The sequence below is a fragment of the Streptomyces sp. NPDC005492 genome, assembly GCF_040605995.1.
Lineage (GTDB): Bacteria > Actinomycetota > Actinomycetes > Streptomycetales > Streptomycetaceae > Streptomyces.
This window is the reverse complement of sequence record NZ_JBEXDX010000004.1, coordinates 279,954-302,563: the sequence shown is the minus strand read 5'-3', so window position 1 is coordinate 302,563 and position 22,610 is coordinate 279,954. Positions and strand designations below refer to the sequence as shown.

Below are 22,610 nucleotides of genomic sequence, written 5' to 3'. Positions count from 1 at the left end.
CGGTGCGGGCCCGTTCCCGCCGTCACAGCCCCTGCTCGGCCCAGATCACCTTGCCCGCCGGTGTGTACCTGGTGCCCCACCGCTCCGAGAGCTGGGCCACCAGGAACAGGCCCCGTCCGCCCTCGTCCGTCATCGCCGCGTAGCGGAGGTGGGGCGAGGTGGTGCTGCCGTCGTAGACCTCGCAGATCAGGGTGCGGTCGTGCAACAGGCGTACGCGGACGGGGTCGTTGCCGTAGCGGATGGCGTTGGTGACCAGTTCGCTGAGGATGAGTTCGGTGGTGAACGTCAGCTCGTCCAGGCCCCAGTGGGTGAGTTGGCGGGTGACCGAGGCGCGCATCTCGGCGACGGCCGCGGGGTCGGAGGGTACCCGCCACTCGGCGATCCGGTCGGGGCCGAGTGCGCGGGTGCGGGCGACGATCAGGGCGATGTCGTCGCTCGGCCGCACCGACAACTCCGAGTCGAGGACGGCCCGGCAGGTGTCCTCGGGGGAGTCGCCGGCCCGGGTGAGGGCCGTGCGCAGCATCTCCAGGCCCACGTCGATGTCCCGGTCCCGGTCCTCGACCAGCCCGTCCGTGTACAGGACCAGCCGGCTGCCCTCGGCCAGCTCCAACTCGGCCGTCTCGAAAGGGAGTCCGCCGAGGCCGAGCGGGGGTCCGGCGGGGACGTCGGGGAACTCGACGGTGCCGTCCGGGCGGATCAGCGCCGGGGGCGGATGGCCGGCGCGGGCGACGGTGCAGCGCAGGGTCACCGGGTCGTAGATGGCGTAGAGGCAAGTCGCGCCGGTGACCGGGGCGCCACTGTCCTCGGTCGTCTCGTCCTGGTCGATCCGGCCGACCAACTCGTCGAGCAGACCGAGGAGTTCGTCCGGCGGCAGATCCAGCGCGGAGAAGTTGTGGACCGCGGTGCGCAGCCGTCCCATGGTGGCCGCCGCGTGCAGACCGTGGCCCACCACGTCCCCCACGACCATCGCGACCCGGGCGCCGGACAACGGCAGGACGTCGAACCAGTCGCCGCCGACCCCGGCCTTCGCCGGCAGATAGCGGTAGGCGACCTCGAGCGCGGTCTGCTCGGGCAGTCGGCGGGGCAGCAGACTGCGCTGGAGGGTCACCGCCATGCCGTGTTCGCGGGTGTAGCGGCGGGCGTTGTCGATGGACACCGCGGCGCGGGCGACGAGTTCCTCGGCGAGAGCCAGCTCGTCCGAGTCGAAGGGCTCGGGCTTGTCGGAGCGCCAGAAGTTGACCACGCCGAGGATCAGCGCGCCGGCCCGCAGCGGCACGGTGATCAGCGAGTGGATGCCGTACTCGACGACCTGCGCGGTCCGCTCCGGGTCCTGGGTGAGCCAGCCGGGGGCTTCGTCCAATCGGGGTTCGACGACCGCCTCGCCGGTGTCGAGGCTGCGGGCCTGCGGGGCGGACGGTACGAACTGGATCTGCTTGCCCACCGGGTAGAGCGGGGCGTCGTCCCGGACCCCGCTGTACGCGGTGCGCCGCAGCTCGGTCCCGGGCTGCGGCTCCTCGCCGCTGAGGACGGCGTCGTAGAGGTCGACGGTGACGAAGTCCGCGAAGCGGGGGACGGCCAGCTCGGCGAGTTCCTCGGCGGTGCGGGTGACGTCCAGGCTGGTGCCGATGCCCACTCCGGCGTCGTAGAGCATGTTGAGGCGCTCGCGGGCGACCTCGGCGCGGCCGGAGAGGGCGCGCAGTTCCGTGGAGTCGCGCAGCGTGGTGACGCTGCCGGGCGGGCCGCCCTCCAGGTCGGTGGGGCGCTGGTTGACGGCCAGGAGCCGGCCGCCGACCCGGTGCACCTCGTCCGTCGCGACCCGCGCGGAGGCCAGCAGGGCGGTCATCTCGCTGTCGAGCCCGAGGTCGAGGATCAGCCGTCCCTCGGCGTTCTCGGGCAGGTCGAGCAGTTGGCGCGCCTCGTCGTTGGCGAGCAGCAGCCTGCCCTCGCCGCTGACGATGATCACGCCCTCCCGGACGGCGTGCAGCACCGCGTCGTGGTGCTCGTACATCCGGGTCATCTCGTGCGGGCCCAGGCCATGGGTCTGGTGCTGGAGGCGTCTGCTGACCAGGGCGGTGCCGCCGGTGGCCAGGGCGAGGGCCACGCCCGCCGCGATCAGCAGGATCGGGAGCTGCTGGTCGGCGGTGCCGCCGACGTTCGCCTTCGTCACCCCGGCCGAGACCAGGCCCACGACTTTGCCGCCCGGACCACGGACCGGCACCACGGCCTGCACCAGCGGCCCGATGGTGCCGATGATCTCCTCGGTGACGACGTGCCCGGCCAGCGCGGGGGCGATGTCCCCGACGAACTTCTTGCCGATGCGGTCCGGCTTGGGGTGGGTGTAGCGGATTCCGTCGGTGTTCATCACGACGATGAAGTCGACCTTGGACGTCTTGCGCGCGGCCTCGGCGCGCGGCTGGAGGATCGCCGTGGGGTCGGGGCTGCGCAGCGCGGCGACGGTGCCCGGCGCGTTGGCGAAGGTCTCGGCGACGGCAACCGACCGGTTGCGGGCCTCCTGCGTGCTGTCGTGCCGCACCTGAAGGACCTGCGCCACCACGGCCGACACGACCAGCAGCAGCACGATCACCACCTGCAGCACGAACACCTGCCCGGCGACGCTGCGGCCGCCGAGGCCGGACCGCCGGTGCCGGTGCTCGTGCGCCCGGCGGGCACGGTCGTACGGGCGCTGTGCACGCAGAGTGTCGGGGCGGTGGGTCGACCGGGCCCGGGGCCGACCCGTCAGGCGGACCATGTGCCATGTCTACACTGCCTGACCTCAGGAGGCGAGGGGCGTCACACCGGGTGACAGGCCGGGGCCGACCCGTGGATCAGGGGTGCCGGCCGGGCTTGGCCCGCCGGGCCGCGAGCAGCAGCGCGATGTCGTCGGGGCGGTCGGCCGCGTGCCGGGCCGCCGTGGTGAGCCGGTCGGCGACCCCGGCGAGGGAACGACCGCCCGGCCGTGCGGCGGGACCGGCCGCCTTCGCGAGGGCCACCCGCAGGGCGGCGATGCCGTCGTCTATGTCGACGCCGGGCCGCTCCACGAGGCCGTCCGTGTAGAGCGCCAGAATGGAGTCGGGCTCCAGGTGGAGCTCCGCCACCGGGTACTGGGCGTGCGGATCCACCCCGAGTACGACGCCTCCGGGGATGTCCCAGACCCGGGTACGGCCGTCCGGGGTACGGATCAGCGGCGGTGGATGCCCCGCCCGGGCGACCCGGACCAGTCCGCTCGCCGGGTCCAGCCGCAGATAGCAGCAGCTCGCGAACTGGCCGGGATCGAGGTCGATGAGGAGGTGGTTGGTGCCGCTCATCACCTCGTCGGGCGGCCGGTCGCCGAGTGCGAACGCCCTTACCGCGCTGCGGAGTTGACCCATCGTGGCGGCCGCCTGCACGCCGTGGCCCTGGACGTCGCCGATGACCAGGGCCAGACCGTCGCCGGCCTCGACGACGTCGTACCAGTCGCCGCCCACCTCCATGCCCTGGGTGCCGGGCAGATAGCGGCCGGCGGTCTCCACCTGCGGGTGGGCCGACAGCCGGCGGGGGAGCAGGGCCTGCTGGAGGCCGCGGGCGAGGGCCGCCTCGGAGTCGTAGCGCTGGGCCTTCTCCATCGCGTGGGCGATCAGCCCGGCGAGGGCGGTGAGCACCGTGCGCTCCTCGGTGCTGAAGCTGCGGGACCGGTCGAAGCCCAGGATGGCGGAGCCGACCGGACGGCCCGACGCGATCAGCGGCAGGAACGCGCGGGCCCCCACCTCCGCGTCCAGCGGTATCCCCGGATAGGCCTCCGCGAGCTGCTGCATGGAGTCGAAGAACAGCGGGCGTCCCGTGGTGAGGGTCTCGACCCCCGGCAGCCGGGCATCGAGGCCGACTCCGTCGAACGGGGCGAGGAACCCCTGCGGGAACCCGGTCTCCCAGGCCAGGGTCAGATGGCGCTCCTGCAACAGGTAGATCGCCAGCCTTCGGCCGCCGAACGCGGGCAGCAGCTCCTTCATGACGACCGCGGACACCTGGCGGGCCGTGACCGCCTCCGTCAGCGCGATGGCGAGCACGATCGGCCGGTACACCGGAGCCAGCGAGGTGACACCGTTCGCCGACGCGTCGGGCTCGTCGGCATCCACGGGCACCAGCGGGAGCGGCGGCCCCGCCACCCGGGCCGACGGGACGACGGTGCACGTCAGACCGTCCTGGCCCGGATGCACGGCCATCGCGAGCCATTCGCTCTCGTACGACCCCTGCGGCTGCTCCCGCGCCTCCGGGCGCCGGACGTGGAAGTGCGAGGATTCGAGGGACAACAGGGCGCTTCGGAGCTGGTCCTCGCAGCCGATCTGGTTCAGCCAGGGCACGCCCTCCCACAGCGGGCGGCCCAGCAGTTCCTCGCGCGGCCGCCCCAGCAACTGGGCGGCGCGTGGATTGGCGTAGGTGACCAGCCCCAGCCGGTCCAGGCAGAACACGCCGTCCGGGAGGAGATCGGCCGCGCTGTCCGGCATCGAGGCGGCGCCCGGATCGAGGACGACACCGCTGACCGGATGTCCGCCCCGGGCCGGGACGGGTCCGGGGGCGGGTGTCCACAGGTCCAGCAGCCTGGTCGAGCCGTCCGCCGCCCGCACCCGCAGGGGGAGCGGCGGGGGCTTCCCGGCGGCCGTTGCCCGCAGCGCCGCCATGACCTGGTACGTGTCGCCCGGGGCCAGGGCGTCCGCCATCGACTGCGCGGTACCGGCGAACTCCGCGGGGTCCACCCCCAGCAGGGCGGGCAGGGCGCCGTCCCCCTTCACCACCGCCGTCTCCGGATCCCAGACGAACCGCGCCATACGGCCCTCGGGTCTGTGCGTGGCCGCCGACCGGACGCACACCGGCTCGCCGTCCCAGGCGACACACGGCCCGTCCTCGTCCTTGTGCTCGTCCTCCAGGTCGCGCAGCGCCGTACCCAGCTCTTCGGCCAGTCGGGTCATACGGTCCACCCCGGACAGCACCTCGGTGGCGTCGGCGGCGGAGGGCCGCAGCACGGTCAGCACGCCGTACGTCGTCGACCCGCCGATGACGGGCACGTACAGGGATCCGAACTGGAAGGGGAGGCCGGCCGCGAACTGGGGGTAGCGGCGCATGGTCTCGGTGGCGTTCGGCAGGACCACCTGGACGCCGAGCCGGTGGGCGTCCGCGACGGGGAACTTGCTGTCGACGTGCAGCCTGCCCCAGGGGCGGAACAGCGGCCCGGGCAGCCCCGCCAGCACGGCGAGGCGCAGCAGTCCGGGCGTGCTGGACCGCAGGTAGACGCCCCCCGAGTGGCCGCCGGCCGCCTCGATCGCCTCCGTCGAGGCATCGATGAGCAGCTCGGCGAGCCGTCCGGGCGTCCCCTTCTCGCGCTCGGCACTCCCAGTCATTGGGGCTCTACCTCGTCCCTGTGACGCCGGGTGGGTGACACAGCAAGAATGCGCCAGGACGCGGCCCAGGTCACCTGGGCGGACGCGATGGGCCGGAGGGACAGGCGTATCGCCGGTCCGCCGGTGTCTGATGAAGTGATCAAGAGTGACTCAAGTGTGGGTGTCGAGTGCTGGGTGCTGGATGCTGTCTACGGTCCGGTGTCGGCGGCTCATGACGCGCGCTCCCGGCGGGCTTCCCGTGCGTCAGGCGACGACGGCGGGCGAGGGTGTGGCCATAGGGGAGGTGCTCTTTCGGATCGGCGCGCTGAGTGGACAGTCGGAACAGGGGGGTGGCTCCCGCCGCGCTTCCGTGGTCGGTCCTCGTCCCGTGGCGTTCAGGATGGCGCAAACTACGTCTCTCGCGGGGCGAATTCGGTCTGTTGCCCTCGTCGGTAGTGACAGGCCGGTGGGGGTCCGCGGTCAGAGGCGGGCCGGACCACCAGGTGTATCGACCCGGAGCGCCCGGCCCGCGGCGCGATTGTTAGCCTCGGTCATGGCCAGTTTCCCCTTGCCCCGTCATGGATCGCGATGAGTACGGTCGCCGCCGCCTCCTTCCCGCTCGGTGCCGGGACCACCCTCGCCGAACTCGCCCAGGACCCCCATCCACGGCTCGCGCGCCTCCGCGAGCGTGAACCCGTGTCCTGGCTACCGGAGTTGGACGGCTGGCTGGTCACCCGGCGCGACCTCGCGCTGAGCGTGATGCGGGACGCGGCCACCTTCACCGTGGACGACCCGCGCTTCTCCACCGCCCAGGTCGTCGGCCCCAGCATGCTCTCCCTCGACGGGGACCAGCATGCCCGCCACCGCGACCCCTTCACCGCACCCTTCCGCCCGCGCGAAGTACGGGACGGCTTCGCCTCGTTCATCGAGCGGGAGACCGACCGGCTCGTCACCGCGCTGCGACCGGCGGGCGCCGGCGAACTGCGCCGCGCCTTCGCGGGCCCGCTCGCGGTCGCCGTCGTGACCGAGGCGCTCGGCCTGACCGGCACCACCCCGGACACGGTCCTCACCTGGTACGACGCCATCGTGCGCTCGGTCTCCGACATCACCGCCGGGCACGAGGCGGGAGCCGTCGGCACCACGGCGTACGCGCAACTGCGGACGGCCGTCGAAGCCACCGTCGCCGACCGGGGCGGCGCCTCACTCCTCGTCTCCGCCGCCGGACACCTGTCGGTGCCCGAAGTCGCGTCCAACGCGGCGGTGTTGATGTTCGGCGGCATAGAGACCACCGAAGCGATGATCACCAACGCCCTGCTGCACCTGCTCCGGCACCCCGACCAACTCGCCCTGGTCCGGGCCGACATGGGCCTGCTGGACGGTGCGATCGAGGAATCGCTGCGCCTGGAACCAGGCGCCGCCGTCGTGGACCGCTATGCCACCCGGGACACGGTCCTCGGCCCGGCCACGATCCGCGAGGGCGACCTGGTCACCGTCTCCCTCACCGGCGCCAATCGCGACCCGGCCGTCTTCCCCGACCCCGACCGCTTCGACGTCCGCCGCGAGAACGCCCGCCTCCAACTGGCCTTCGCCCACGGCCCGCACTACTGCCTCGCCGCCCACCTCGCCCGGCTGGAGACCCGTATCGCCCTCCAGCACCTCCTCGAACGCCTCCCCGACCTGTGCCTCGACCCGGACCACCCGACCGCCCCGCACGGACTGGTGTTCCGCAAGCCGCCGGCGCTCCATGTGCTCTGGGACGCCGGGGCGGGGCAAGGTGGTCCACCAGTGGTTCGGTGACGCCCTGTCAGGAGGCGTTCATTCACGACCCACTTGGCGCTCCATGACCTCCACCAACCGCCCCAGCGCGCTCAGCACCTGATCCCGGTCCTCGCCCAGGCCCGCCAACAGGGCTACCTCGGTGGCGAGTTGGCGGGGGAAAAGGTCGTCCACGGCCTTGGCCCCGGCCGGTGTGATGGTCACCAGCGCGGCCCGCCGGTCGGCCGGGTTCGGGGTGCGGGCGATGAAGCCGCGCTTCTCCAGCTTGCCCAGGGCCTTGCTGACGCCCGCGCGGGACAGGCCGAGCCACTCGGCGAGGCGGCGGGCGATCACCGGGTCGGTGGCGTGCCGCAGCGGGATCAGCATGTCGACCTCGGGAGCGGTCAGCGCGGCGCCCGCGTAGAGGGGCTCCACCGCACGGTTGAGGAGACCGGTGGCGTGCTTGAGCAGGCCGATCAGCTCCATGGGGGAGGTGTCGAGACCGGGATTGTGCTCGGCCCACTGGGCGTGGACCTCGGCGGCGGTGGGTGACATGGGGCTCGTGTTCTCGCTTCCTGGACCGGCTCGTCACGGGCGTTACAGATCTTGACCGATCTTGTCATTGTTAACCGGTGAACCATCAGTTACCGTTATGGTCATGGTATCGCCGTCCCCCTCCCGCTCCACCGCCGCGCGCGCCTCCGCCCCGGCCGAAAACACCGACCCCTCGCGAGGTGCAGCCGTCGCCCTGGTCGCCGTCCTCGCCGCACTCACGGCGGTCGCCCCGTTCGCGACCGACATGTACGTCCCCGGCTTCCCCGCCCTGGGGCGCACGCTCGATGCCGGCAGCTCGGCCGTACAACTGACGATGACCGCGTTCCTGGCCGGACTCGTCGTCGGACAACTGTTGATAGGCCCGCTCAGCGACGGCCTCGGACGCCGTCGGCTGCTGCTCCTCGGCACGGCCGGGTTCGTGTTCTTCTCCCTCGCCTGCGCCCTCGCCCCCGGCATCGGGGTGCTCACCGGCGCCCGGTTCCTCCAGGGTGTGACCGGCGCGGCCGGCATGGTGCTGGCCCGCGCGGTGCTGACCGACCGCTTCCACGGGCCGGAACTGCCCCGCTACTTCGCGGTGCTCTCGCAGATCATGGGTGTCGCACCGGTCGCCGCGCCGGTGCTCGGCGGGGCGATCCTGGCCGTCTCGACCTGGCGTGCGGTCTTCGTCGTACTGGCCGTGACAGGCGGTCTGTTGCTGCTGGCCGTGCTCCGCAAGGTCCCGGAGTCCCTGCCGCCCGAGCGTCGGCACACCGGCGGGATCGCGAGTACCTTCCGGGCCATGGGGGCGCTGCTGGGTCAACGTACCTTCATGGGATACGTCCTTGTCCTCGCCTTCATCTCGGCGGCGCTGTTCACCTACATCAGCGGCTCCAGCTTCGTGTTCGAGAACCTGCACGGTGTGTCGGCGACGACGTACTCCCTCATCTTCGCGACCAACGCCTTCGCCATGCTGCTCGCCGGCGCGGCCTTCTCTCAACTGGCCGGCCGCACACGCCTGAACAACCTCCTCGTGGCCGGAGTCGGCGTCGCGGCGGTCGGCGCGCTGGCCCAGGTACTGCTGGTGCTGACCGTGGGGGAGACCCTCGCGGGCACCTGGATCACACTGTTCGTCACGGCCGGCGGCATCGGCCTGGTCTTCCCGTCGACCCTGAGCATCGGCCAGACCCTCGGCCGCAACGCCCCCGGCGCGGCCTCCGCCCTCCTCGGCGGCCTCCAGTTCCTGTTCGGCGCGCTCGCGGCACCGCTGGTGGGGTTGTTCGGGGAGGACAGTTCCCTGCCGATGGCGGTGATCATGCTGGTCGCGGTCGGGGCGGCGGGGGTTGCGCTGGTGGGGTTGGCGCGGCCTTGGGAAGGGGGAGGGGAGCCGGGGGCGGGGGTGTCGTAGGTGGCTGCAGGTTTTCCGGTCTTGTTGGACACAGGGGTGAACTGCGGGCTGTCGGCGGCCTGCCCCGCAGTTGGAACGATCATTGGTTCAGCCGAGACCGCGATGCGCGGCCCACAACTCCCCGGCGCGGCCGGCGGCTTCGTCGACCAGGGCCGCCAGTTCGGGCTTGTCCGGGACGGGGAACGAGACGTACGCGCCCCGACCGCCACCGACTGGGCGGCCATAGGCCTTCACGGCGAGGTGACCGTCCGGGAGAAGCCGGATGTTGAGAGTGGTGAGCGTGAACGCTTCACCGCGTCGAGTGTCCGTCCAGCGGAGTGCTTGAGGGATCGTGACATTGATCGCCAGAGCACTCACTTCCAGGTCGCCGCTCATGAACGGATGATCTCACGCGAGTCGCCGCTGGCGGCCGCCACCGACTTGTTCGGCTGCGCCAGCGGGTGAGACCCCTGGTGAACCGTGCCCGCCGTCGGCGAACGATCTGGACAGCTGCGGTCAACTCTCCACGAAAGCAGCACAGTTGATCCCGTATATCGACTTGCACAGATGGCCACCTGACGTAGTTAATGATCACCTGTCAGTGATCTCAGGGGGACTCGTGGAGAGAACCGAAGTGTCCGGCTTCCCGGACATCCCGCCGCCGCCCGCCACCCCGCCGCAGGCGTTACACGCGATCGACCTGCGGGTCGGCAAGCGGCTGTTGTGGGTCGGCGGGGCCTCGTACCCGCTGGCGAACATCGCCCGGGTGCACACGTACATGCTCATGCCGAAGCGCTGGGAGGCCACGAGGCTCTTCCTGAAGCGTCTCGGGATCATCCTGTCGATGGCGTTCGCACTGACCATCCTCGGCGGCATCACCGGGATCGCCAGCCAGGACACGGCAGGCACGCTCATCGTGTGGGTGTGGCTGGGCTCGACGGCCGCGCTGATCTTCTGCGGGGTGGAGTGGCTGCAGGTGTTGACGGCGGCGCCGCTGTACGTCCTGGCCGTGGAGACGTCCGGCCCGCCCATGGCCGTGGTGACGAGCGCGGACCCGCGACAGCTCGATCAACTGGTGGGCTCCATCGTTCACGCGATCGAGCACCCGGAGACGGAGTTCCACGTGAGGGTGGACCGTCTCATGGTCAACCCGGCGAACTACTACTTCGGTGACAACGTCAACATGTACGGCGGTACGGGCAACGTGGGAGTGGGACACGCATGAGTGGCATGAGCGGCAACAACTTCTACTTCGGTGACAACGTCAACATGCACGGCGGTACGGGGAACACCGGCATCGCCAAGCACCAGACACCCGCCGGGCCGCTCCCCGTCGACCCCGCCCTCCAAGCCGCGGTCGAGGAACTTCGCCGACTGGTCGGGACCCTGCGTGAGCAGGTCCCGGCCGCGAGCGCGCAGGCCATCGACGACTCCTTGCCGGCCCTCACCACGGACCCGGCCACCGCCCCGCAGGAGCAGCACCGCGCGCTGATGGCTGTCGCGGGGATCGCGGCGACGGTCGGCGCGGTGGGCCAGCCGGTGCTGGAGGCGGTGAACCGGATTCTGGGGCTCCTCGGCGGCCAGTAGGTGGCCGAACAGCCCTCGCCCGCACAGTCCGCGGCGCCCTGGACGCACCGGCTGTCCAGGGATTTCACGGGGAGTTGGATCGCCCAAAGAGCCAGGTCGCCTCCGCCCACCTCGAGTACCGTGACTACGCATGATCGAATCCGAGATTGAGATCGGCGAGGATCTGGTCCGCGATCTGCTTCGGGAACAGCATCCGGACCTGGCGAAGCTGTCCATCCGCGAGGTCGAGGGCGGCTGGGGCAATCAAATGTGGCGCCTCGGTGACGAGTTGGCCGTCCGGATGCAGCGAATGGACATGAGCCCCGATCCGCAGCTCAAGGAGCGCCGGTGGCTGCCGACTCTGGCCTCACGCCTGCCGCTGCCGATTCCCGTCCCCGTGCGGGACGGCGCGCCGTCCGAGCGCTTTCCCAAGATCTGGACCGTCATGACATGGGTCGAGGGCACTCCGCTCGACCACGGCTCGATCACTCGCGGCGACGACGCCGCCGAGACGCTGGCCGGCTTCCTCAGGGCGCTGCACGTGGAGGCGCCCTCCGACGCACCGCGTCCTTCGGACTTCGGCGCTCACCCCAAGGACTGCACGGACGGCTTCGAGCACCTCTTCCAGGTCGCCCCTGCCGACCTCGCCGACGAGATCCGCGAAGTCTGGGACGAGGCGGTGGCGGCCCCGGGGTATGAGGGCTCACCGGTGTGGGTGCACGGCGACTTGCATCCCGCCAACGTCGTCGTCGAGGACGGGACATTGGCGGGTGTCGTCGACTTCGGCGCGGTCTTCGCCGGCGACCCGGCGTGGGACCTTGCGGCCGCCTGGGTGCTGCTCCCCGCGGGCGGCGCCGCACGGTTTTTCGACAGCTACGCACAGGCGGACGAGGCGGCGGTGCGACGGGCACGCGGGCTGGCCGCGATGAAGAGCCTGTTCCTGATGTTGATGGGACTGAACGGTGACCGTGGCCTGCCCGGCGGCAAGCCGAACTGGGGGCCCGCGGGCCGGTCCGCACTTGACCGTGTCCTGAAGGGGCTTTGACGCCGGCACAGATCGACAGCTTTCCCGGCTATGGGCGCGCATCAGGACCTGGCCGGGCCCGAGGCCTGGCTCGTCCTCTGCTCCACCGCCCGGTTCGAGCGGCTTCACATGAGCCGGCGCGTCATCTCCTCGGCAGGCGGTCCTACCGCCCAAGCCGGACGGGAAGGCCCGGGGATGCCATGGTGCCCGGGAGTGGAGTAGGAGCCGGATGCCCTTGCAGGACCGCCTCGATATTGTCGGCGGCCAGTTCCACCATGGTCGCGCGGGTTGCCGCCGTCGCCGAGCCCACGTGTGGCAGTACGACCAGATGTGGTTCGGTGAGCAGGGGGTCGGACGGGTCGGTGCGCGGCTCGGCGGTCATCACGTCCAGGCCCGCCGAGTGCAGATCTCCTCGGCGCAGTGCGGTGAGCAGGGCTTCCTCGTCTACGACTCCGCCTCGGCCGGTGTTGACGAGGGTCGCGGTCGGTTTCATCAGGGCGAGTTGCTCCGCACCGATCATGCCCCGGGTCTCCTCCGTCAGGGGCGTGTGCACGGACACCACGTCGCTGGTGCGCAGCAGTTCGCCGAACGGCACCCACCGGGACAGCTCGTCGTCCTCCCGGCGCCGCGGGTGGTGATGCTGGACCCGCATGCCGAACCCGGCTGCCCTGCGGGCGACGGCGTGGGCGATCTGGCCGTAGCCGATCAGTCCGAGGGTGGCGTCGTGGACGTCGAGGCCGAGGAAGGCGTCCATGCGGAAGGCGCCCCATTCACCCCGGCGCAGCGCGTCCATGCCGGCGGGCAGCCGGCGCCGGGCCATCAGGATCAGCGCGATCGCCACGTCGGCGGTGGTGTCCGCCAACACGTCGGGAGTGTGGGTGACGACGACACCGCGTTCGGCGGCGACCGCCACGTCGACGCCGTCGTAACCCATCGACGCCAGAGCCACGACACGCAGCGTCGGCCCCGCCGCGTCGAGCAGAGCCGCGTCGACCCAGTCGCTGCCGAGGACGAGCAGGCCCTCGCATCCGCCGACGAGCGCGGCCAGTTCGGCGGGGGACGGCGGTTGCGGGTGCGGCCACGCGGTGATGTCGAAGGAGGCGGCGAGGCGCCCGACGCCGTCTCCGGGCAGGTCCGTGCGGCTGACCGCTACGCGGGGGCGACGGGTTGGTGCGCCGGCCATGCTGAGCTCCGTTCGATGCGGGAGGTGTGAGGGGACGAGCCGGGGCCGCGGGTTGAAGTGGCCATGAAAGCCGGGGAGTTGATGCGTGAGGAGCCGTGGCGGTCCTCCGAGGACTGCTCACGGCCGCGCTTGATCGGACGAGACGGCCGGGCATACAGGGCCGCCGCCGGGCCGGGTCGGCTGTCCGGCCGGCTCAGGCCGTCCTCTGATCGCCGAAATCGAGCAGCACCTTGCACGAGCGGGACGGGTCGGCCGCCAGCTCGAATGCCTGTTGGGTCTGGAGTACCGGCAGTACGGACGTGACCACCGGCCCGACCGGGAGGCGGCCGTCGGCCAGCGCCCGTAGGACCTCGGTGAGTTCGTCGTCGAAACGGAAGGAGCCGACGAGTCGCAGTTCCCGGGTGATCAGGGCGTTGGCGGCCACTGGGGTGTCCCCGGGCGGCAGCAGGCCGAGGCCGACCACGAGGCCGCCCCGGTCGACGCCGTAGATGCACGTGCGCAGTCCCGCCGGGTTGCCGGAGGACTCGATGGCGATGTCCGCGGCGAGTTCGTCAAGACCGTCGAGGCCGGAGCCGACCCGTACGGTCGACGTCGCGCCCACCTGCTTGGCGACGGTCAGCGGTGCCTCGTGCACGTCGGTCACGGTGATCTCGGCGGCGCCGGCGGCGCTCAGGGCCGCGACCACCAGGCAGCCGATGGGGCCGGCTCCGGTGACCAGTACCCGCTTGCCGCGGACATCGCCGGCCTGCCGTACGGCGTGCCAGGCGACCGCGGCGGGTTCGGCCACCGCGGCCAGCCGCAGGTCCAGTCCCTTCGGCAGGGGAAGCACGCGTTCGGCGGGTACGACGAGGACGTCCGCGAAGCCGCCCTGCACGTGGGGGTTCCTGGCCGCGCTGCCGAGGTAGCCGGTGTCGAGGCACGTGTTGCGCCGCCCGGCCAGGCACTGCCTGCACCTGCCGCAGGACGCCAGCGGATGCACGGCCACCGGCGTGCCCGGCGGTGGCGCCTGGGTGCCGGGGCCTGCCTCGCGCACCGTGCCCACGATCTCGTGTCCCAGCACCAGTGGTTCGCGCAGCCGGAACTCCCCGACCGCTCCATGGCGCCAGTAGTGCAGGTCGGAGCCGCAGATGCCGCCGTATCTGATGTCGACCGCGATCTCGCCGGGGCCCGGCACGGGTACCGGTCGTTCCTCCAGGCGCAGGTCGCCGGCGCCGTGCGCGACCACGGCCCGCATCGTCCCTGAGTTCATGTCCTCGTCCCGCTCTCTGTCGAACAGTTGCTTCGGCTGCTTCGGCTTCTTCGGCTGGTTACGTGGGGTCAGACGACCGCGGTGAGTCCGCCGTCCACGGCGATCACCTGGCCGTTGACGAAGTCCGACGCCGGTGCCGCGAGCCACACCAGCGTGCCGACGAGGTCCTCGACCGAGGCCCAGCGCCCGGCCGGGGTGCGGCCACGGATCCACGAGTCGAAGGCGGGGTCCTCCACCAGCGGGCGGGTCAGCTCGGTGACCACGTAGCCGGGGGCGAGGGCGTTGACGGTGAGCCCCGATCCGGCCCATTCCGCGCACATGCTGCGGGTCAGCATGGCGAGGCCGCCCTTGGACGCCGCGTAGGCCGCGATGCCGGGCCGGGCCAGCCAGGTCTGGACGGAGCAGATGTTGACGATCTTCCCGTGGCCGCGGGCGACCATCCCGGCGGCGACGGTGCGGCCGACCAGGAAGGCGCTGGTGAGGTTGGTGTGCAGAACGCGTTCGAAGGTCGCCGCGGAGACCTCCAGCATCGGCTCGCGGTGCTGTACACCGGTGTTGTTGACGAGGATGTCCAGCGGACCGATGCCGTCCTCGATCTCCTGGACCGCTCGGCGTACGGCGCTCTCGTCGGTGACGTCGAAGGCCGCCGTGTGCACCTTCGCCCCGGTGCGCTCGGCCAACTCCTCCCGAGCACGCTCCAGCGCCCCGGTGTCCCGGCCGTTGAGGACGAGTTCGGCGCCCGCCTCCGCCAGGCCGGCGGCCAGGGCCGCTCCGATTCCTTTGCTGGAGCCGGTGACCAGGGCCCGGCGGCCGCTGAGGTCGAACAGGGCGGAAGCCTTCACGGCCGTACCTCCAGAGGGGCGTAGTAGTGCATCAGCGCCGCGTTGTCGGCGTCCGCGTGTCCGGCCGCGGTGAGCCAGCGGTGCAGTTCCGCGACGGCGGTGGTGACCGGTAGCGGCACACCGGCCGAGCGTGCGTAGTCGCGGGCGGCTTCCAGGTCCTTGACCATGTTGCCGACCCGCCCGGTGGGGGAGAGGTCCGCCTCGGCGAACTTGACGAAGAACTCCTGGAGCAGCGCCGAATCGGCTCTGCCGCCGCCGAGCGCGGTGAGCACCTTCCGGGGTGGCAGTCCCGCCGCCCGTACCAGTGCGGCCGCCTCGGCGAGGGCGGCGAACCCGCAGCCGACCAGTACCTGGTTGACGGACTTCACCAACTGACCGGCGCCGGGCGGGCCGAGGTGCGTCAGCCGGGAGGCCAGGGCGCCGAGTACGGGCAGCGCGCGCTCGACGTGCTCCTCCTCGCCGCCGAGCATCAGGGTCAGCTCACCGCGCTCGGCACCCGGGACGCCGCCCGACAGCGGGGCGTCGACCCAGCCCGCGCCCAGCTTCGCGGCGCGCTCGGCGAACTCGCGGGTACGTCCCGGGTCGATGCTCGACATGTCGATCACGAGCACTCCGTCCGGTGCGGACGCCAGCACCCCACCCGGTCCGAAGGCCACCTGCTCCACGATGTCGGCGGTGTTGAGGGAGAGGACCACCACGCCCGAGGCGGCGAGCAGGGCGGGTGACCGTGCCGATTCGGCTCCGTCCCGGGCGAGTTCGGCGACGGCCTCGGGGCGGATGTCGTAGACGCGCACCGCCCGTTCGCGTGCGAGCAGTCGGCGGGCGATGGCGGAGCCCATGACTCCGAGCCCGGCGACACCCACCTCCATGTGTCCTGACATCGAACCTCCTGAACCAAATGCTGTTCTGGGAACAATATACTGAACATGAGAGTGGGGGAAGGGGTGGAAAAACCATTAAAATCTGCGATGCTGCATCTCGATCATCCATCATGTTGGGTTTATGCCGACATGTTGTTCTAGGCGGAAGCGGAGTACCTGATGAACGACGTCGGCGAGGTGGTGCTCGGCATCGACCTGGGGACCACCGCCACCAAAGTGGTCGCAGTAGATGGCGCGCACCGGCTGGTGTCGACCGTCGAGCGCCCAGCCCCGATGCGCACCGCGCGCGACGGTGAAGCCGTGCACGATCCCGAGGCGGTACTGACCGGGGTGATCGCGGCGGTGCGCGAGAGCGCCGTCGCCTGCGCGCAGCAAGGGCTCGCCGTCGCCGGCCTGTCCTTCAGCGCGGCTCTGCACACCCTGCTCGCCCTCGACGCCTCCGGAACTCCCCTGACTCCCGCACTGAGTTGGGCCGACACCCGAGCGGCCGACGCCGCCAGGCGGCTGCGCGCGGACGACCGGGGCGCCGAGCTGCACCGGGCCACCGGTACCCCTGTCCATCCCATGGCTCCGCTGGCCAAACTCGCCTGGTACACCGAGCACGAACCCGCGCTGATGAGGCGTACGGCCGTCTGGTGCGGGCTGAAGGACTTCGTCCTGTCCCGGCTGACCGGCCGTCTGGTGACCGACCTCTCCTGCGCGTCGGCCACCGGGCTGATGGACCTGCGCACCGCCCGGTGGCACCCGCCGGCTCTGGAGGCCGCCGGAGTCGGCGCTGAGCGGCTGCCCGAACTCGTCCCGCCCACCGAGGTGTTCGCGCTGCTTCCCGGACCGGCCGCCGCTCTCGGCCTGCCCGCCGGGCTGCCCGTGGTCGCGGGCGCGGGCGACGGACCGCTCGCCAATCTGGCAGTCGGCGCCACCGCGCCCGCGACCGCCGCCCTGTCCCTGGGCACCAGCGGAGCCCTCCGTGTCGTACGGGACCGGCCGGGTGTGGACGAACGGTGCCGGGTGTTCTGCTACTACCTCGCCGACGGACTGTGGGTGCTCGGCGGCGCGGTCAGCAACGCGGGCGTGGTCGCCCAGTGGGCGGCGGAGTCCTTCGGTGGCGTCGACGTCGCCGATCTGCTGAAGGAGGCGGCCGAGGTCGAGCCCGGGGCGGAGGGGCTGCTCGCGCTGCCCCATCTGCTCGGCGAACGTGCCCCGTGGTGGGACCCCGACGCGCGCGGGGCCCTGGTCGGCCTGCGGCGTGGACACGGCAGGGCACACATGACACGCGCCATGATCGAAGGCGTCGGCCAGCAACTCGCCCTGGTGCGCGACTCGTTGAGCGAGGCCGGCGCGCCGGTCAGCACTGTGCGGGCGACCGGCGGAGCCTTGCGTTCCCCGCTGTGGGCCGAGGTCTTGGCCGCCGCGCTCGACATGCCGTTGGAGATCACCGACGACGCGGCGGGGTCCGGTTTCGGAGCCGCTCTGCTCGGCCGGCGCGCGCTCGGTGGCCTGCCGTCCCTGGCCGCCACTCCGGTCGCACCGGTTCCGGCTCGGCCGCACCGCACGGTGGACCCCGACCCCCTGGCCGCCCGGCGGATGGCGGACGCCAGGCCTCTCGCCGAGCGGCTGTACCGGCTGTTGCGCGAGACGTACTGACATCCCCCGGCGGCGGTTCACCGGGCGGGCCTCTCGATCGGCGGGTCGCGGTGCGCGCCGGTTCGGGTCACGACCGCTCCCGCGTCGGGCCGTAGGCGCTCGGCTTCCGCGACGGCCGCGAGCGGGAGCAGCGCCAGAAGCACGAACGCCAGCCGGTACGACTCGCTCGGCCCGTCCAGGCCCAGGTGCGCGGTGAGGGTGTCCGCCGTGCGCAGGGCCAGGGCGCCGAAGGCGACCCCCAGGCCTGCGGCCAACTGCTGCACGGTACTGGAGAGCGTGTTGGCGGCGTTGGTCCGGTCCGGTTCGATGTCGGCGAAGCCGAGCGAGGCATAGGCGCTGAGGGAGACGGAGCGGCACACGCCGCTCGCGAACAGCACGGACAGCACCACGAACAGAGGAGTGCGGGGGCCGAGTGACCCGCAGAGCAGAACGCAGACGACGATGCCTGTGCCTGCCCATGCCGTGGCATCGCCCCCTGTTCCTGGCGGTCCGCCGAACAACTCCAGCCCGTACACCGTCGCCGCCAGCCCGACCCCGCCGAGCACGAAGCCCGTCCGGTCGAGGCGGGGGCGTTCGGCCGCTCTGAGGTCAGGCACCAGCCGCAGGGCCGGCCGGAGTGCCGCCACTCCGAGCGGGACGTTGACCAGGAAGATCCAGCGCCATGAGGCGTACTGGGTGAACAGACCCCCGAGCGCGGGTGCGGCGATGGGGGCGAGCAGTCCGGGCCAGGTCAGGTAGGCGACAGCCCGCAGCAGGTCGGCCTTGCGGGTGCCGCGCAGCACCACCAGTCTGCCGACGGGCACCATCATCGCCCCGCCGATTCCCTGCGCCACCCGCGTCGCCACCAGCTCCGGGAGACCCGGGGCGGCGGCGCACAGCGCCGAGGCGGCGGTGAACACCGTGACGGCCGCGGCGAAGACGCGCCGGGCGCCGTACCGGTCGGCGGCCCAGCCGCTCGCCGGAATGAACACCGCGAGAGCGACCAGGTACGCCGTGATGGCGAGGCCGATGTCCACCGGCCGTCCGCCGAGGGAGGCGGCCATGTCGGGGGCGGCCGGCGAGATGATGGTGCCGTCCAGGTTCTCCATGAAGAAGGCCCCGGCCACCAGCAGCGCCAAGCCCCTGCCGTCGTCCCTCCGGCCACTTCCCCGGCCCGGCAGCACGTGTCAGCCGTTGTCCGCCGAGGACCCCTGCGCCGCGTGCACCGCGTGCCCGCCGAACTGCTGCCGCATCGCGGCGAGCGCCTTCAGTTGGGCGGCGTCCGGCTTGCGGGAGGCGAAGCGGGCGTACAGCGCGGCGGTCATGGCGGGGGCGGACACCGAGAGGCGTACCGCTTCCTCGACCGTCCAGCGGCCCTCGCCGGAGTCGTCGACCCGGCCGGACAAACCGTCCACTCCGGAGTCCTGCTCCAGCGCGCGGACCAAGAGGTCCAGCAGCCAGGACTGCACGACCGTGCCGTGCCGCCAGGAGGCGAGCACCTTGGGCACGTCGGGCACGAACTCGCTTGCCTCCAGCAGCTCGTAGCCCTCGGCGAGGGCCTGCATCATCCCGTACTCGATGCCGTTGTGGACCATCTTCGCGTAGTGGCCGGCGCCCACGGGTCCCGCGTGGCAGAGGCCGTCCTGTTCGGGGGCGAGGGACTTCAGCAGCGGCCACACCCGGCTGACGTGCTCGTCCGTGCCGCCGCACATCACGGCATAGCCGTTCTCCCGGCCCCAGACGCCGCCGCTGACACCGCAGTCGACGTAGCCGATGCCGTGCTCGGCGAGCATCCGGGCGTGCTCGGTGTCGTCGCTGAAGCGGGAGTTGCCGCCCTCGACGACCACGTCGCCCGGGGACAGCAGCCCGGTCAGTTGCCGCAGCGCTTGGCGGGTCGGGTCGCCGGCGGGCAGCATCAGCCACACCACGCGGGGTGCGGCGAGCTTGCCGGCCAGTTCCTCCAGCGAGTCGACGTCACGGTCGGGGGAGGTGCGGCTGTAGCCGACCACCTCGTGGCCGTGCTCCCGCCAGCGGGCCGCCATGTTGCCGCCCATGCGGCCGAGTCCGACGATTCCTACCTGCATCTGGTTCAGTCCTTCGTGGTGGTGTGGTGCGGGTCGCGGGAGGGGGCGCCCTCGCGCAGGAGCTGGAGCACGACGCTGTTGTCGAGGTCGCCGAGCCCGTGGGCGTCGACCGCCGCGTACAGCCCGGCGACGGTGGCGGACAGCGGCAGCGCGACGTCCGTGTCCGCGGCGCTGTCCAGGACGAAGCCGAGGTCCTTGAGGAGGTAGCGCGCGGGTCCGGAGGGCGTGAAGTCGCCCTCGGCGAGGTGACGGTGTTTCTGTGTCAGCACCTCGGAGGAGGCGAGGCCGCCTGCCAGTACCTCCAGCAGATCGGCCGGTGCGAGGCCGCCGCGCTCGCCGAGCAGTACGGCTTCGGCGAGGGCCACCAGGGTTCCGGCGACGACGAGTTGGTTGCATGCCTTGGCGAGCGACCCGGCTCCGGTGTCGCCCATGCGCCGTACCGTCGAGCCCATCGCGGTCAGACAGGGACGGACGCGTGCTACGGCGTCCACCGTCCCGCCCGCCATGATCGACAGGGAGGCGTCGCGGGCGCCGGTCACCCCGCCGCTGACGGGGGCGTCCACGACGGCGATGCCACGGGGACGCAGCTCCTCGGCGAGAGCGCGCACGGCGACGGGGGAGACGGTGCCCATCACGACCAGCGTGTCCAGCACTCCGGTCGGATGCGCGAGCAGGCCGTCCGGGCCCTCCAGCACCTCTCGGACCTGGGGCAGGTCGGGAAGCATCGTGAGGACGATCCGGGCGTGCGCGGCCACTTCGGCGGGACGGTCGGCCGGGCGGCAGCCGGCGGCGACGGCGGCGTCGAGTGCGGGTCGGCCGCGGTTCCAGGCCAGTACGTCGATGCCGGCCTTGGCGAGGTTGGCGGCCATCGGCAGGCCCATCGCACCGAGGCCGAGGAAGCCGACCGTCGTGGGCGCGGGCGCGGAGGGGTTCACGGGTGGACCCCGGCCGGCTCCTGCTGCCCGTCCTCCGACGAGGCGACGGCGGCCCGCGCGCCGAGTCGTTCCGAGAGGTACGCGTGGCCGAGCACGTCGCGGTTGACGACGAAGCGCGGCAGTCGGCCCGACGCCACGTCCAGGACGGCCCGCACCGCGCTGCCTCCGTTGCCGGCGGACATCTCGTCGGTCCAGGCGAGGCTGTGCGGGCTGAGAACGACGTGGTCCATGGTCAGGAGCGGGTTGTCGGGGGCGGGTGGCTCGGTCTCGAACACGTCGAGTCCGGCGCCGCGGAGGCGCCCGTCGCGCAGGGCATCGATCAGGGCCCTCTCGTCGACGATCGGGCCGCGAGCGACGTTGAGCAGTACGGCCGACGGCTTCATGAGGGACAGCCGCCGCGCGTCGACGAGATGGAAGGTCTCCTCCGTCAGCACGCACATCACGATCACGGCGTCCGCCTCGGCCATCACGGTGTCGGCGTCGGCGAGGCGGACCCCGAGTTCCCGGGCCGTCTCCGGCGGGCAGTAGGGGTCGTAGGCGATGATCTCGGTGTCGAACGGCCGCAGCAGGTCGACGAGGTCGCGTGCGGTGTTGCCGAGTCCGAGCAGGCCGATCCGGCGGCCGGTGAGGCCGAGGCCCATCCACGCCTCCCGCTCGGCCCAGCGTCCCTGGCGCACCAGGCGGTCCTTGGCGGCGACGTTGTGCAGGACGGCCAGGAGCATGGTGAGGGCGGCGGTGGCGACGGGGCGCCGGGCGCCGTCCGGGGTGATGGTCACCAGGGCGCCGTGGCGGGTGCAGGCGTCGAGATCGACGGCGTCGTAGCCGACTCCGAAGCGGGCGAGGAGAATCGGGGGACGGGTGACGCCCTCGAACGTGCGGGCCGTGACGGCGGGGGCGGCGAACAGGACGGCGTCCAGGCCGTCGATGTCCGGGGCGAGGAGTTCGTCGGTGTCGCGCGGCAGGTAGTGCCAGTCCACTCCGGCGGCGTCCAGTTCGCCGAGCCGGATGTCGCCCCATACATTGCGTCCGTCCGGGTCGAGGAAGTCGCGGCTGACTCCGACGGTGAACCGGCCGGTGTCCGTTCCGGTGCCCGCCATCACAGCACCGCCACGGGGTTGACCGGGGAGCCCGTGCCGCCGGGGACGTTCAAGGGCGCCACGACGAGCAGGAACTCGTAGCGGCCCGCCGCCGCGCAGGCCGTTGACAGGGGTTCCAGGTCGAGGTTGTCCAGCAGCGGTACGCCCATCGCGGTGATCGTGAGGGCGTGCACGGGGGAGTGCAGGCCCTCGACCGGGGAGGGCCGTACGTCGCTGTCGCCGTCGCCGCCGAGCAGGGCGATCCCGCGCTCGGCCAGCAGGGGCATGGCGTCCACGTGGAAGCCCGCGCTGGCGTTGTCGGGGTTCCAGGGGCCGAGTTCGGCGCGGCGCCGGAAGTGGCCGGAGCGCAGCAGCACCGCGTCGCCCTCGCCGAGGGGCACACCGAGCGCCTTCTCGGCCGCGAGCACGTCCTCGGCGTGTACGGCGGTCCCGGGCTCCAGCCAGTCGGTGCCGAGGACGGCGGGCAGGTCGAGCAGGACGCCCCTGGTGACGAGGGGGCCGAGGGCGGAGACGGCGCCGAAGTGGGCGCCGGCCGCGTCGACGACCTCACGCGCGCTGCGGCCGTCGTAGAGCTGCCCGCGGTAGGCGATGTGGGAGAGCGCGTCGAGGTGGCTGACGCCCTTGCCGTGGTAGTCGACGGCGATGAAGTCCTTGTGGCAGGACGGCTCGGGGGCCTCCACGTCACCGAGGTCGGACATGTAGTGCAGGGCGGGCTTGCCGTTGTCGGGCCCGGCTACGGTGTTCCAGGGCAGCGCCATGGGGACGGTGGTGCCGCTGCGGACCAGGGCGGTGGCCCGCTGGACGTGTGCGGGGGTGACCCGGTTCCACGCGCCGCGGTCGGCGGGGGCCCAGCGGCCCCAGGTCCGGAGGGAGTCGAAGAGGGAGTCGAACTCCTCGCGCGACAGGCGGGGGCCGTTGTCGGCGACGGGAGGCGGGGATTCGGGCGGGTTGCTGGTCATGTGCTGCTCAGCGCTCCAAGGCTGGAAGGGTGTCGTCGGTCGGCCCGGAAGGCGCGCTACGGTCGGAAGCCTTGGTGAGTCCCGATGGCAAAACGCGCGGCGACGGCATTGTCGTTCGGTGACAGACGAGAGACAATAACAACATG

19 protein-coding genes are annotated in these 22,610 nt (G+C 72.1%); 6 read left to right on the top strand and 13 right to left on the bottom strand.

All coding sequences use genetic code 11. The annotated features are described in order from the left end of the window. Window positions 1-22: 22 nt before the first annotated feature. A complete protein-coding gene (locus tag ABZT04_RS08435; RefSeq protein WP_356054395.1) occupies window positions 23-2,749 on the bottom strand; it encodes a SpoIIE family protein phosphatase in 2,727 nt (908 codons plus the stop codon). Window positions 2,750-2,825: 76 nt separating this feature from the next. Then, window positions 2,826-5,369: a SpoIIE family protein phosphatase gene (locus tag ABZT04_RS08430; protein ID WP_356054393.1), complete on the bottom strand. Its 2,544-nt coding sequence runs from the start codon at window positions 5,367-5,369 to the stop codon at window positions 2,826-2,828. A gap of 567 nt (window positions 5,370-5,936) precedes the next feature. On the opposite strand from ABZT04_RS08430, the gene ABZT04_RS08425 reads away from it, so the two are divergent. After that, window positions 5,937-7,145, top strand: a complete 1,209-nt coding sequence (locus ABZT04_RS08425) for a cytochrome P450 (protein WP_356054391.1) — start codon at window positions 5,937-5,939, stop codon at window positions 7,143-7,145. Window positions 7,146-7,163: 18 nt separating this feature from the next. Here ABZT04_RS08425 and ABZT04_RS08420 read toward each other — a convergent pair whose 3' ends face one another. Beyond that, window positions 7,164-7,658, bottom strand: a complete 495-nt coding sequence (locus tag ABZT04_RS08420; RefSeq protein WP_356054389.1) for a winged helix DNA-binding protein — start codon at window positions 7,656-7,658, stop codon at window positions 7,164-7,166. 103 nt (window positions 7,659-7,761) lie between these two features. Here ABZT04_RS08420 and ABZT04_RS08415 point away from each other — a divergent pair, with 103 nt between their 5' ends. Continuing rightward, on the top strand, window positions 7,762-9,042 hold the full coding sequence (locus ABZT04_RS08415; RefSeq protein WP_356054387.1) for a multidrug effflux MFS transporter: 1,281 nt from the start codon (window positions 7,762-7,764) through the stop codon (window positions 9,040-9,042). Window positions 9,043-9,129: 87 nt separating this feature from the next. On the opposite strand, the gene ABZT04_RS08410 is transcribed toward ABZT04_RS08415, so the two are convergent. After that, window positions 9,130-9,417, bottom strand: coding sequence for a hypothetical protein (locus ABZT04_RS08410; RefSeq protein WP_356054385.1), 288 nt, complete (start codon window positions 9,415-9,417; stop codon window positions 9,130-9,132). Window positions 9,418-9,640: 223 nt separating this feature from the next. On the opposite strand from ABZT04_RS08410, the gene ABZT04_RS08405 reads away from it, so the two are divergent. The 3 genes from ABZT04_RS08405 (at window position 9,641) to ABZT04_RS08395 (ending at window position 11,632) form a co-directional block, all read left to right on the top strand. Further along, window positions 9,641-10,246 (top strand): DUF6232 family protein, encoded by a 606-nt coding sequence (locus ABZT04_RS08405; RefSeq protein WP_355913882.1) that lies wholly within the window; start codon window positions 9,641-9,643, stop codon window positions 10,244-10,246. Then, window positions 10,243-10,608: a hypothetical protein gene (locus tag ABZT04_RS08400; RefSeq protein ID WP_356054382.1), complete on the top strand. Its 366-nt coding sequence runs from the start codon at window positions 10,243-10,245 to the stop codon at window positions 10,606-10,608. Before ABZT04_RS08405 ends, ABZT04_RS08400 begins: the two co-directional genes overlap by 4 nt. Before the next feature lie 130 nt (window positions 10,609-10,738). After that, complete coding sequence (locus ABZT04_RS08395) at window positions 10,739-11,632, top strand: aminoglycoside phosphotransferase family protein (RefSeq protein ID WP_356054380.1); 894 nt, start codon at window positions 10,739-10,741, stop codon at window positions 11,630-11,632. 142 nt (window positions 11,633-11,774) lie between these two features. On the opposite strand, the gene ABZT04_RS08390 is transcribed toward ABZT04_RS08395, so the two are convergent. The 4 genes from ABZT04_RS08390 to ABZT04_RS08375 form a co-directional block, all read right to left on the bottom strand. Further along, window positions 11,775-12,794 carry a D-glycerate dehydrogenase gene (locus tag ABZT04_RS08390; protein WP_356054378.1) on the bottom strand — a complete coding sequence of 340 codons (1,020 nt, stop codon included), beginning with the start codon at window positions 12,792-12,794 and terminating at the stop codon, window positions 11,775-11,777. 193 nt (window positions 12,795-12,987) lie between these two features. Next, window positions 12,988-14,043, bottom strand: a complete 1,056-nt coding sequence (locus ABZT04_RS08385) for an L-idonate 5-dehydrogenase (protein WP_356054376.1) — start codon at window positions 14,041-14,043, stop codon at window positions 12,988-12,990. A 68-nt stretch (window positions 14,044-14,111) separates the two neighbouring features. Beyond that, window positions 14,112-14,885, bottom strand: a complete 774-nt coding sequence (locus tag ABZT04_RS08380; RefSeq protein WP_356054374.1) for an SDR family oxidoreductase — start codon at window positions 14,883-14,885, stop codon at window positions 14,112-14,114. After that, entirely contained in the window at window positions 14,882-15,766 is an 885-nt protein-coding gene (locus ABZT04_RS08375; protein WP_356054372.1) for an NAD(P)-dependent oxidoreductase, read from the bottom strand. The genes ABZT04_RS08380 and ABZT04_RS08375 overlap by 4 nt, the downstream gene beginning before the upstream one ends. Before the next feature lie 159 nt (window positions 15,767-15,925). Between ABZT04_RS08375 and ABZT04_RS08370 the strand changes: the two genes are divergently transcribed. After that, the gene (locus ABZT04_RS08370) at window positions 15,926-17,410 is read left to right on the top strand and encodes a gluconokinase (RefSeq protein ID WP_356054370.1); all 1,485 of its coding nucleotides are present in this window, start codon (window positions 15,926-15,928) and stop codon (window positions 17,408-17,410) included. 17 nt (window positions 17,411-17,427) lie between these two features. Here the strand turns inward: ABZT04_RS08370 and ABZT04_RS08365 are convergent, their stop codons facing one another. Genes ABZT04_RS08365 through ABZT04_RS08345 form a run of 5 tightly spaced genes read right to left on the bottom strand, consistent with a single transcriptional unit; the run spans window position 17,428 to window position 22,464 of the window. Further along, window positions 17,428-18,528, bottom strand: coding sequence for an MFS transporter (locus tag ABZT04_RS08365; protein ID WP_356054368.1), 1,101 nt, complete (start codon window positions 18,526-18,528; stop codon window positions 17,428-17,430). Between the two features lie 48 nt (window positions 18,529-18,576). Then, on the bottom strand, window positions 18,577-19,473 hold the full coding sequence (gnd, locus tag ABZT04_RS08360; RefSeq protein ID WP_356054366.1) for a phosphogluconate dehydrogenase (NAD(+)-dependent, decarboxylating): 897 nt from the start codon (window positions 19,471-19,473) through the stop codon (window positions 18,577-18,579). Window positions 19,474-19,478: 5 nt separating this feature from the next. Beyond that, the gene (locus tag ABZT04_RS08355) at window positions 19,479-20,408 is read right to left on the bottom strand and encodes an NAD(P)-dependent oxidoreductase (RefSeq protein WP_356054364.1); all 930 of its coding nucleotides are present in this window, start codon (window positions 20,406-20,408) and stop codon (window positions 19,479-19,481) included. Then, entirely contained in the window at window positions 20,405-21,505 is a 1,101-nt protein-coding gene (locus ABZT04_RS08350) for an NAD(P)-dependent oxidoreductase (RefSeq protein WP_356054362.1), read from the bottom strand. The genes ABZT04_RS08355 and ABZT04_RS08350 overlap by 4 nt, the downstream gene beginning before the upstream one ends. After that, window positions 21,505-22,464, bottom strand: coding sequence for a cyclase family protein (locus ABZT04_RS08345; protein WP_356054360.1), 960 nt, complete (start codon window positions 22,462-22,464; stop codon window positions 21,505-21,507). Before ABZT04_RS08345 ends, ABZT04_RS08350 begins: the two co-directional genes overlap by 1 nt. Between the last annotated feature and the right edge of the window lie 146 nt (window positions 22,465-22,610).